Source organism: Aporhodopirellula aestuarii, from assembly GCF_023701485.1.
Taxonomy (GTDB): Bacteria; Planctomycetota; Planctomycetia; order Pirellulales; family Pirellulaceae; genus Rhodopirellula; species Rhodopirellula aestuarii.
In genome coordinates, this window is sequence record NZ_JAMQBK010000046.1 from 22,175 (window position 1) to 33,485 (window position 11,311).

Consider the following 11,311-nt stretch of genomic DNA (forward strand, 5'->3'; position numbering starts at 1 on the left):
AGTGAGTGAGTCTTAACATGTTTTTATCCCAAGGATCCTTCGGCAAACCACGTTCTGACGTGGACTCAGAGATGGTGCGAGACACGCTTGATGGCTATTTGTCGGCACTTCGAAAGAATGGCCAAATTTGTGGCGAAGCTCTGCATGCGGTTTCTGGTGGGAGTGCGATCGCCTACGCATATCTCGTTCGGCCCGATTCAATCACCCGCCAATACCATTCGCGCTATGGCATCCAGGATCTAGACGGCGTTTGCGAACTATTTGGGCAAGAACCCAGTTGGCAAGTTTTGGCGGATGAGATTCCTGCGGATTTTCCAGACGTTAGAACGGCGTCATCGTTGTGCCTGTTCCCATCCGCGTTCGACGGCCAATCGCCAGTCTGCTCGATGGATACCTGGGATCGCTTCCCGACATACTTGATCCCGATTGATAACGACGAATGCGAACGGCTGTGTTTCTGGTCTCGCGAATACAATCGCATGGACGACATTTGGTTGTCATCGGGTGAGTTGGAGGTTCCCGCGTACGAGCAACTGGCCTCACCGTCCTCGCTGCTTTCGAAACAGGGTCGGAAACTCGCGTTGGCAGTGGAATCGGCACTTCACATACCGGTCTACTACTTCTTGATGCGATATTATGGGCGAGGTGAGTGCGAATCGGAGCGTCGGTGCCCCGGTTGTGGCAAACACTGGCGACGCGATACCGACACGGAACTGACGCACTTTTGGAATTTCCCATTCCGATGCGAGCAGTGCAGATTGGTTTCGCAATTTGCGAGCGCCAGCTACGACGATTCCTACGCACACATTGGTGAATTCCAGACCAAATCATAAAACCTCGTGGCATAGTAAGCGATTCGCAAAAGTCGTCAGACAGGGTCAAATGCGGTAGCGGCAGGGGCAGTCTCTCTCCGGGACGCAGAGTCCGACTCTCCCAGAGGAAGGTTGCGTCAGCTGTTTGCCCTCTGGAAGCACCGCGTTAAACACGATTCCCTTGGCCGATTGCGCAACTCCGACGCTCGGGATTGCGTACGAATTTGAACTGCATGAGATCCCAGCGGGAGGCACTTCGTCGGCGATGTACGCCGTGCGTCGGTCGGGTAAAATGAATGTGGCAGGCAGACGGGTGAAGACCGGATCACGGGTCTGGGTTGCCAATTGACACCATTCCTTCAAACGTCGGATTTTGCATTAATTGCTTATCCGACCGATGGCATCCGAATATCAATCTGATGAAAACTATCATCACAGTCGGTATCGCAATCATCATTGGGCTCCTTGGGACGGCGGTCCTGCGAGATCCCCTGAGCGGCAACCTCCCTCTGGCGACATCGTTTCTCGTTTCGATCTCGGCCGGTATTTTCGTCGGCAACCGCGTCGCGACTGGGTTGGCTCGAACGCCGGTTCGGCATCGGCACGTTCCAGCTCAACGCACCAGTCCCAATCCAAGACCGTTCGCCGATCGTCTGGCGCGGTACGCAGCGACGGGATCGAAGGGCGTCGGACAGCATGGCATGCAATCGGGGTCAGGCATGCCGTTTTGGAGGGCAAATATCACACTCAAACGCACCCCACCAAAAAGCCCTTCGTACATTCGACGTGTCCTTCGCCGGATTCGCTTTATCCTGATCCGGAGCCGCGGATGATTACTCCCTTGCACCGCCGGACGGCTAACGTTTACTTGCAGACAAAACCATTCGCTCGTCCTCGGCGACGGGAATGTTTGCCGCTCTGAAACCTTCCCAGCGTCTCATCTGATGATCCCCAACCCGTATTCGTTGCCCGCATCGCTAGAGCATCACCGATACTTTACCGATGACATTACACTGCTGCCCGTGAGTACCATTTGGCGAACCATGCGAGGGCAGCCTTCCTTCGTCCGTACGCTCGCCTTCACCTACTTGCTTGCGCGGAAAGCTCTGGGCAAGCGTCTGCCCGCAAACCACGCGACTCAATACCCGCCGGCCCTCACAGAAATCACCCAAGCAGAGGTTTTCGACGACGCGACCCAAGCAATCGCCGATTTCGATAACGATTGCCATGCCGCCGGCATGGACCACGCAGGGTATTTTGCCCCCAGCTGGATTGGCGGAAAACGCGGAGTGCTCTCGGTTTCGATCAATCAACGCGGGATCGTCTGGTGCACCTCGACTTGGTTTGAAATCCTCGTCCGTGACAGCCGAGTTACCCGTGTCGTCTTTGCGTGTCATTCCGAAGCTGCAGACGGGACGGAACTGCACACGGCTGCGGACACGCCCGATGACTTGTATCAGCAACTGATACCGCCAAATGTTGAGGTGGAGCGGGTTCCTATCACCTCAAACGCTTCCGAAGTGATCGCCCGCCACGAGGCGCGAATCACAAATCGAACGGACCTGATCTCGCTGGATCCGACGTCACTCATTTCGCACCTCGAGCAACGCAGCTTAGCACAAGTCGATTTCATGGTTTCGAAGGGGTTCTACTCGCAGCTCACCCAAGACGAAGTGCAGCGACTGCGGAACGACAAGCGATCCTAGAATGGTCAATAAAGTGATCGGCATCCACTTTCAACTTCGAATCTGATCATAGGGTATGAGGCGTTTGATGGCAAAGAAATCGAGTCAAAAAAGAAAGCGACAAAGCAAAAAGAAACGATCACGCCACAATCAGGATCCGACCGCCCCAAAGCCGATCACGCGACTTCAGCTGGGTATCGTGATCACAATCGGCCTTGGGCTTGCCGCACTCATCGTGGTCAACACCGAGGCGATGGATCGACCAATCACAGTTGCATTGATATCCATTTGCATCGGAATCGCACTGATCATCGTCGGGGCTTTCAGTGCACCCCACGCCTGGGTAGAAGCGGTCGATGATGCAACTCGCCACAGGTCTTATCGAGAAGGAGGCCGACGACTCAATCCGCTCCTGTCGAAGATCCAAAAAGTGACCGTACCGCTGCTGTTCTTATTCAGCTTCGTCAACGTGCTCTTAAACCCCAGACGAACGTGGCCCGCAATCGCGTGGATCGGATCAGGGAGCATTTTGATTTTTGGAACGATCGTGATGCTGGCGGCATTGAGTGACGGGTAGCCTTCTACCGAGCTAGCAGAATTTGAATTCACATAACAGGAGGAACGTTCACATGATTGGCGCAATTGTCGGCGATGTGATCGGTTCGTATTTCGAGCACTACCCCACCAAGACCACCAACTTCGAATTGTACTCGGAGAACTCCTTCTTCACTGACGACACGGTGCTAACCGTGGCGGTCGCGGACTGGATTCTCAATGGTGGTGAACTGTATCGGTACTTCCACGATTACGTCGATCGATACCCAGGGGCTGGTTATGGTGGCACATTCATCAACTCGGCCAGATGTCGAGAGACTGAGCCATACGGCAGTTGGGGAAATGGTTCAGCGATGCGAGTTTCGCCGGTTGCCTACGCTCGGGATTCGCTGGCGGAAGTGCTCTTGCTCGCTGAGCAGACGGCGGTTGTGACGCACAATCATCCCGACGGAATTCTCGGTGCGATGGCGGTAGCAGGAAGCGTTTTCGTCGCCCGCCAAGGTGGAACCAAAGATGACATTCGGAAGTTTGTGGAGAGCGAAATCGGCTATGACGCATCCCGTTCGCTCGATTCGATTCGACCAGCTTATTCTTTCGATGTTTCTTGTTCTGGGTCGGTCCCCGAATCAATCATTGCGTTCTTGGAATCGTCGTCGGTGGAGGATGCGGTCCGGTTAGCGATTTCGCTCGGCGGCGACTCCGACACGATGGCATGTATCGCCGGCGCCATCGCAGAACCGTTTTACGGCGGAGTTCCTGAAAGCCTGTGGTCGCCCGCGCGTGATCGACTCGCCCCCGAGCTCAACGAAACGATCGAAGCATTTCGACGTTCGTTTCACATGACATGGTTTCAGGTGACGACGCAACATTCCTGTTAGACTTTCATACCGCTCAGCATTCCGACTCGCTTGAGTTCGGCTAGTAACTCGGTAGAGTCATCGTAGCGGTCCTTGGGGTTCACCTCGATCATCTTCATCACCAGCGAACTGAAACGTTCGTCGACTCCGAATTGAATCGATTTAGGTGGACGAGGACGAGCCCCCATTAGCAATGAGATCAGGTGCGGTAGACTGGTTGCCGGGTATGGCGGGTGACCGGTCAGGAGGGTGTACATGGTCGCTCCGAGTCCGAATTGATCGGAGCGTTCGTCGATTTCGTCGACACCCGTTACGCGTTCTGGGGCCATGTAGCCGAGATCGCCGATGACTTCGCCGGGTTTGGTCAAGCGTGAAGCGTCGGTGAGCTCGAGCGCGCGGGCAAAGATCAGATCGGACAAGAGAAACGCCTTGTCGCTCGAGCGTCGCAAAAGATTGGCTGGTGTGACGTTGCGGTGTACCACTTGATGACGATGGGCTTCTTCCAGCGCTGAGCCGATGTCGATGCCGACCCGCCAGACTTGCTTCCAATCGAGCATCCCCGAAATACCGATGTCGTCGATTAGCTCGGAGACGCTTTTGCCCTCGACCCAATCGGTGACGCACCAACAATGCGGACCACTTCGCCCAGCCATCCTTAAGCGGACGATGTTGGGGTGTTTGATCGGCATGACGGTCTTCATCGCTCGGATGAATCGCTCGCGTTGAACGTCGGACGAAGCGAGTTGGGGACGGAGGACTTTGATCGCGACGGCGCGATTGTGTTTGGTATCAGTACCGCGAAAGACAACACTCGTCGGGCTGGTGGCAACAATCGCTTCGATCTCAAATCTTTCTTGAAACGTTTGACCGACGAGGTCGCGTAGCGATGACTCGACGGCTTTGGAAGCCTGTTTCACTAGGCCAGCGGTGTCGGTTCCGGGGTGAGCGGCCATGGTCGCCGCGTCGAGAGAGTCATCCATCTCCAATCTGAGGCGGGTGTCTCCAATTTGGAACACGGTCCCGACGCTAATCGGCATGCTGTCGGTAATCGTTTTCCCGTTGACGTTAACGCCACCCACGCCACCACGATCCAAGAGGACATAACGACCATCAACCTTTCGCAATTCACAATGGATACGGCTGAGACGCGGATCGCGAATTTTGGTATCGCTATCGCTGCCTCGTCCGATCACCAATGGTTCCTCGTTGGGGACAGGAAACTTCCTACCGGCGTCGGGGCCGGCGATGATCGTTACTTGATGAGTCATGAAAGAGTTTTTTCAAGGAGTGGGGGGCGTCGGAGGGACTGCAGGTGTTGTTTCTAACGAGGGTAGGCCAAAGAGCGTTCGGTCCTCCGCCGACATCGGAAGGATGATTCGTTGTTGAGCTAGAGAGATTCGCTCCGCAAGCGACATCCCATTGGATGAGTCTTCGCCCGCTGTCTCTCCATCTGGCGTCGTCGCCGCAACGAGTAGCGACTCAACTGTCTCAGGTAACTGAATCTCGTGCTCGATCGAAAACTTCGCAGCTTCGATCGCCAATTGCAGCGCGACGTCGGGGGCCGATTCGGCGACCTGCTCGACCGCACTGCTCAGTCGATCCATTTCGTATTGGGTGATGAACGATTGACGGTCCTCATCGGCGGACAAGTTAGAACGCTGCGACAGAAAGCGGGTCGTTAGCCGGCGTTCATTGGCGAGTTGTCTTTGTGTTTGGTCGAGTTCCACTTCGACGGTAGCCAGTTGAACGCGAGTTTGTAGCAGCGAGGCGAAAACGAATCCCATCAATGACAAAAGTACGAGCACTGCTGTTCCGGACACACTCGCAAAGAACACGTGTCGTTGCAAAAAGAGATGCACTCGATCATAGAGACTCGGCGGCCGAGCTTGGATCGGTTTTCCGTCAAGATAGCGTGCCAAGTCTGCAGCCAATTCGCTGGCGTCGCGGTAACGCTGTTGCGGTTTCTTCCTCAGGCATTTCATCGTGATAACGGAAAGCTCGACAGGAATGTTGGCATTAAGCGCTTTCGGCGAGACGGGTTCTTGTGTCAACACTTGGGCAACAACATCGACCGGGGTCGCTGCCAAGAACGGGGGGCGACCTGTCAGCATCGCGAACAGTACCGCACCGATGCTGTAGACGTCAGCGGCGGGACCGAGCGGGCTATCGCAGGCGCCGGCTTGCTCGGGAGGCATGTAGTGCGGCGTGCCGACCAACTCACCTGCGGTAGTCAGATGTGATGACGAACTGAGGTCTTTGCAAACACCGAAATCGGTGATGTGAGGTACCCCTTCGCTATCAATGAGAATGTTCGCCGGTTTGAGATCGCGATGAATGATGTGGCGTTTATGAGCGTGCGCCATCGCTTCGGATACCTGCTGGGCCATCCCCGCCGCTTGCGTAGGAGTCATCGGACCGCTCCGCAGTCGTTCGAGCAGACTCTCGCCATCAACGTAAGCCATCGCGAAGTACGGATAGCCATTCCATCGACCGGTTTCGAAGAGCGCCACGATACCTGGGTGATCCAGCGTGGCAGCGGCTTTGGCTTCGGTCTCAAACCGCTCGTGGACGTCGGCACCCACTGCATCGGGATCCAAAATCATCTTGATCGCCGCCAGTCGACCGAGTTTTTGGTGACGAGCGCGGTAGACGACTCCCATTGCGCCGCGCGCGATTTCGCCTAGCAGTTCATATTGCCCAACGATCGAACCGCACGCAGCGATCCCCGCATTCTCGTCGCCGGCCACATTGCGCGGACGTGAGCCTGATGCAGGACCGATGAATGTGGGCAAATCGAGCAACTCGTCTGGGACGGGTTCGATAGCGTGGGATTCCAACTTCGTTTTGTTGTCCACGGTCGCCTGTGGGGGGAGTCGAGAGGCCGAACAATCGGCGGTCGAAGAAGCCGCGTTCAATGTATCGCGATCAAACCGCCCCCATGTGCTTTTGTGCAACCCCAGCAAACTAAATTGTGAGATTTTCCTGGTTTCTTCACGCAACAGACCATTTGCGTTCCCCCCTACAAAAGAAGATCAGTGCCCTCCCGGCACCTGTATAGAAAGGGGACATTGTCGACAGGTGAGGCGTCGAAAGCTGCAAACGGAACTGAAACGAATCGTCTCGATAAATTGGTGCTTTATTAGCATTGAGAATGAAGGCGAGACCGCACGGTTTGCGCCGTTCCGCTAAGTCATTTAGCGGCAGGCGAGCCCTTCGGTTCTGGCTCCGCAAGCTAAGGTTGGGCGATGCACTCGCGTGATAAGTGACAGTCATCCAAGCGGAAACGTGGACGCCGATACGACGGGTCGATAGAATCTCGCGTTTCAACGTTAGGTCGATTGATTGCGGGTTGATAAGGATGTGCAGCCTGCCATCGATCGATGTGAGCCGATCGCAGCCTGCGTTCAGTCGGCACCTTCACAGTGTTTCTCTCGAATTGACTTACCCGCAATTACCTGGTCAAGATAGCAGCTTTGCATTCGTGAATTGGATTTTTGATAGTGATCGCGTTTGAGTAGTCAGCCACTTCCCATCGTACATTCCTCCGGTGATGCCACATTACCGCGAGCAAAGCGTCGGCGTTTGCTAGCTGCGTCGGTGCATGCAGCTCGCGTGTTGATGGTGGCGGAGTTGTTCGCGCTGCTACCTTCACCTCACCGCCCCCTTGTGACCGGGACGTTTGATAAGGAACACGTCACATCGCCTCCAATGGATGCCGTTCTCCAGCTCATAACGTCCGCGTCGAGTTTGGATGAAAAGCCCAACGAGAACGGAATGTGGGCCGTTCAAGTGCGTGATGACGATCAACCGCGGTGGGTAGCACGCACGATGCCGAATGCTGCGGGGTCACGCGGGTACCGCGGGCCGACCGAAGCCTTGCTCGTGATGGATGAGAATGATGTCATCACGGCGGTGGGCGTCTTGCACAGTCACGATACCGACGAACACGTCACGGCTGTCGAAGCGGATGCGAAGTTTCTCTCGCAATTTGTAGGACTGACCTGGAACGCGGTCGATCAAAAGGGGAACACACCGCAAGTCGACGGCGTCAGCGGAGCGACTCTGACGAGTTTGGCGATGGCGGAGGGCATTTTTGCGAGGCTGGGCAAGTCGTCGAGCGGTTCGCTGTTGTTTGACCAGCCGTTGCAGCCGGATGAATTTGATGCAGAGCTTCCGCCCGAGGACTTTGAGGCAGCGGATCCTGTCGCGGTTGTTCGTGACGAAACCGGAACGCTGCAGTACGTTGTGATCCGCAGCGGTCCGTTTTCGGATGATGTGATCGGCTATCAAGGACCAACCGAACTACTGATTTCCGTCGATCCAACCGGAACGGTGCAGGAATTGCGGATTCGCAAGTCGCTCGACAATGAGCCGTATGTGGATTATGTCCGCGACGAAGCGTCTTTCTGGAATACGTTTCGTGGAAAAACGCTCGGCGAATTGGCTCACTGGGATCCGGTCGCAGATGGTGTGGAGGGTGTCTCGGGCGCAACCATGACAAGTCTGGCGATCGCTGATTCGATGCCGAAGATCGCGAAGGAGATCGAATCGCTGGGCGGGCTTGACCGCTGGACGCAGCCACCTCCGGCACCCTGGTCGTGGGAGTCGATCGCTGGTGTGGTCTCGAAAATCCGTGTAACAAGCCGGGATGTTTGCGTTATCGGGATGCTGGGTTTGCTGTGGTTGTTGACCGCCGCGGGTGTGATGCGACGGCGACGACTGCGGACGGCGTGGTTGATGCTGGTCGTGATCACGATCGGATTATGGACAGGAAATTTGATTTCGCTTTCGTTGATCATGGGCTGGGCCTCGTCGGGCGTGTGTTGGTATTTGGCGGTCGGCTTGCTCGCCCTGTTAGCAACGGCTCTCGCGATGCCTCCACTGACGCGAGGGAATCCTTATTGCAATCATCTCTGCCCGCATGGTGCGATTCAACAATTGGTTCGGCCGCCCGCCAAATCGCGACGACATCTGTCATTATCGGCGAGTTGGTCGCGGCGTCTTTCTTATCTGGCACCGATGACGCTGGCGATCGCGTATCTCGTTTTGTTATGGCGTCCCGAGAGTGACGTCTCAGGGCTCGAACCGTTTCATGCTTACCTGTGGCCGATGGCTGCCGTATCGAGTGTGGTGTTGTGCGTTGCCACTCTTCTTGTTTCACTACGTGTACCGATGGTGTATTGCCGCTTGGGATGTCCGACTGGATTCCTCTTGGGCTACCTGCGCCGCACATCGGCGAGCCATCGGATCGGTCGATTTGATATCGGCCTTGTTCTGCTTCTAACGATTTCCCTCATCAAGGTTTGGTGGTTATGAAAGTGCTCTGTTTCAGCGATTTGCATCGTGATCAAGACGCGGCGCGGAACCTCGTCCATCTGGCGGCGGATGCGGACCTCGTCATCGGTGCGGGAGATTTCGCGAACCAACACAAAGGACTCGCCGATACGCTCGACATTCTCAGCGTCATCGAATTGCCGACGGTGTTGGTGCCGGGCAACGGAGAAACGCTTGAAGAACTGCGTGACGCCGTGACAGGATGGAAATCCGCAGTCGTGCTTCACGGTAACGGCCAGAAGATTGAAACAGCCGGAGTCGACGTGGAGATGTGGGGCGTGGGAGGAGGGATTCCAGTCACCCCATTTGGCGATTGGAGCTACGATTTCGACGAAGATCGGGCTGCGGAGATGTTGGCGGATTGCGGGGTTGGTGGGATACTCGTCACGCATTCACCGCCGATTGATACGGTCGACCACGACAGCAGCGGGCGGATCCGTGGCAGCCAAAGCATTCGCGATTGCGTCGAACGATGCTCGCCAAAACTCGTCGTCTGTGGTCACATCCACAGCGATTGGGGAAAACAGGTGCGGGTCGGTGAGTCACTGATCATCAACGCGGGACCGCGCGGAACGATCATTGACGTGGATGTATGATTTCGCATCGCACCTCTTAGAAAACCAACCACATGCTGATCCTACTATCACCCGCGAAAACTCTTGACTTTGAGTCCCAGGTTAAATTCAAAACCTCAACGCAGCCTGAATACATCGACGACAGTGTTGAAATTGCAGAGTTGCTCAAGCAGCAGACACCGGCGTCGTTGCGCGATCTGATGGGCGTCAGCGAGTCGCTCGCGGAGCTCAACCACGCGCGGTATCAGGATTGGATGGCGCCGATTCCGGTCGAAGGTTCAAAACAAGCGATCTTTGCATTCCAGGGCGACGTGTATCAGGGATTGCAGGCGGACACGCTCACGAAAAAGCAACTCGACGTGGCTCAGGAACAGCTTCGGATCTTGTCAGGACTGTACGGGATCCTTCGGCCACTCGACCGGATCCTGCCCTATCGGCTCGAGATGGGAACACCGTTGCCGAATTCTCGTGGGAAAGACTTGTACGCGTACTGGCGTGACCGCGTCACGGCCTCGGTTGTGAAACAGATGCAACTTAACGGGTCACGTTTCTTGCTGAATTTGGCATCAAACGAATACTTCCGCTGCGTCGATGCGAAGGCGTTGCCGGCACCGGTTGTGGCGCCGGCATTCAAGGAACTGAAGAACGGCAAGTACAAGATGATCAGCTTCTTTGCCAAGAAAGCTCGGGGCACGATGGCCGCCTGGGTGATTCGAAATCGTGTGAAGACAATGGCAAAACTCATCCAGTTTGCTGAAGATGATTATCGGTATGATGAGGAATCATCGACCAAGAAAGTCCCGGTCTTCCTGAGAGGCTGAGTGCGTTTGCGGAGCGAGCCCCGGTGCATTGCCGCCGTATCCGGAGATGAACGGTATTGGATGCCGGGTGGTGTCTAAATTCACACCCAGCGGCTACAACGCATCATTCCGCGTCTGATCCTGTTTTGCCAATTTCTTTCTGCCTCTGGTCTACCGATGATGCAACCAACGTTTCGTGTTGATGTGAGCAAAGAGCAGTTTGTTTTTTCGGCTGCTCATTTCATTACCTTCGCCAGTGACATTTGTGAACGCATCCATGGTCACAATTACGGAGTGAGAGTCAGCGTCGAGGGGCCGCTCGATGAGAACCGCTACGTGGTCGACTTCATTGCACTTCGTGATGCGGTGCTGTTGCAAACTCAGCAGTTCGATCATCACGTGATTTTGCCTCGTGATCACCGTGAAATCTTGGTGTCGCAAGACGAAACCGAAACGACGGTGCGTTTTCGCGAACGACGCTGGGTTTTTCCCAATGAAGACGCGGTCATCTTGCCGGTTGTGAACACAACGGCCGAGGAGATCGCGAGGGTAATCGCCGAGCGGGTTCGCGAACAAACAGCTGAACAGTTCGGCGACGCGTTGAGCTGGATCGAGGTCGCCGTCGACGAAAACTGTGGCCAATGGGGCGTCTGCCGCTTGCCGTGGAAAATCGACAACGAATGAGCTAGCGCC

General features: G+C 55.6%; 11 protein-coding genes. 9 read left to right on the plus strand and 2 right to left on the minus strand.

Annotation, left to right across the window (positions count from 1 at the left end; all coding sequences use genetic code 11):
* Window positions 1-17 precede the first annotated feature (17 nt).
* From NB063_RS17405 to NB063_RS17425, 5 genes are all read left to right on the plus strand, one after another.
* Entirely contained in the window at window positions 18-833 is an 816-nt protein-coding gene (locus NB063_RS17405; RefSeq protein WP_250930025.1) for a DUF2310 family Zn-ribbon-containing protein, read from the plus strand.
* A 398-nt stretch (window positions 834-1,231) separates the two neighbouring features.
* On the plus strand, window positions 1,232-1,645 hold the full coding sequence (locus tag NB063_RS17410; RefSeq protein ID WP_250930026.1) for a hypothetical protein: 414 nt from the start codon (window positions 1,232-1,234) through the stop codon (window positions 1,643-1,645).
* 111 nt (window positions 1,646-1,756) lie between these two features.
* A complete protein-coding gene (locus NB063_RS17415) occupies window positions 1,757-2,518 on the plus strand; it encodes a hypothetical protein (RefSeq protein ID WP_250930027.1) in 762 nt (253 codons plus the stop codon).
* A 67-nt stretch (window positions 2,519-2,585) separates the two neighbouring features.
* Window positions 2,586-3,074, plus strand: coding sequence for a hypothetical protein (locus tag NB063_RS17420; protein ID WP_250930028.1), 489 nt, complete (start codon window positions 2,586-2,588; stop codon window positions 3,072-3,074).
* Window positions 3,075-3,126: 52 nt separating this feature from the next.
* Window positions 3,127-3,930: an ADP-ribosylglycohydrolase family protein gene (locus NB063_RS17425; RefSeq protein WP_250930029.1), complete on the plus strand. Its 804-nt coding sequence runs from the start codon at window positions 3,127-3,129 to the stop codon at window positions 3,928-3,930.
* Here NB063_RS17425 and NB063_RS17430 read toward each other — a convergent pair.
* Both NB063_RS17430 and NB063_RS17435 read right to left on the minus strand, forming a co-directional pair.
* Window positions 3,927-5,177 carry an FHA domain-containing serine/threonine-protein kinase gene (locus NB063_RS17430; RefSeq protein ID WP_250930030.1) on the minus strand — a complete coding sequence of 417 codons (1,251 nt, stop codon included), beginning with the start codon at window positions 5,175-5,177 and terminating at the stop codon, window positions 3,927-3,929. The genes NB063_RS17425 and NB063_RS17430 overlap by 4 nt on opposite strands.
* A 12-nt stretch (window positions 5,178-5,189) precedes the next feature.
* Window positions 5,190-6,764 carry a serine/threonine-protein kinase gene (locus tag NB063_RS17435; protein ID WP_250930031.1) on the minus strand — a complete coding sequence of 525 codons (1,575 nt, stop codon included), beginning with the start codon at window positions 6,762-6,764 and terminating at the stop codon, window positions 5,190-5,192.
* Window positions 6,765-7,617: 853 nt separating this feature from the next.
* On the opposite strand from NB063_RS17435, the gene NB063_RS17440 reads away from it, so the two are divergent.
* The 4 genes from NB063_RS17440 to NB063_RS17455 all read left to right on the plus strand — a co-directional run bounded on the left by NB063_RS17440 (window position 7,618) and on the right by NB063_RS17455 (window position 11,302).
* Window positions 7,618-9,225, plus strand: a complete 1,608-nt coding sequence (locus NB063_RS17440; RefSeq protein ID WP_250930032.1) for an FMN-binding protein — start codon at window positions 7,618-7,620, stop codon at window positions 9,223-9,225.
* Entirely contained in the window at window positions 9,222-9,839 is a 618-nt protein-coding gene (locus tag NB063_RS17445; RefSeq protein ID WP_250930033.1) for a metallophosphoesterase family protein, read from the plus strand. The genes NB063_RS17440 and NB063_RS17445 overlap by 4 nt, the downstream gene beginning before the upstream one ends.
* Window positions 9,840-9,871: 32 nt before the next feature.
* The gene (yaaA, locus tag NB063_RS17450) at window positions 9,872-10,639 is read left to right on the plus strand and encodes a peroxide stress protein YaaA (protein WP_250930034.1); all 768 of its coding nucleotides are present in this window, start codon (window positions 9,872-9,874) and stop codon (window positions 10,637-10,639) included.
* Between the two features lie 159 nt (window positions 10,640-10,798).
* On the plus strand, window positions 10,799-11,302 hold the full coding sequence (locus NB063_RS17455) for a 6-pyruvoyl trahydropterin synthase family protein (RefSeq protein ID WP_250930128.1): 504 nt from the start codon (window positions 10,799-10,801) through the stop codon (window positions 11,300-11,302).
* Window positions 11,303-11,311 lie beyond the last annotated feature (9 nt).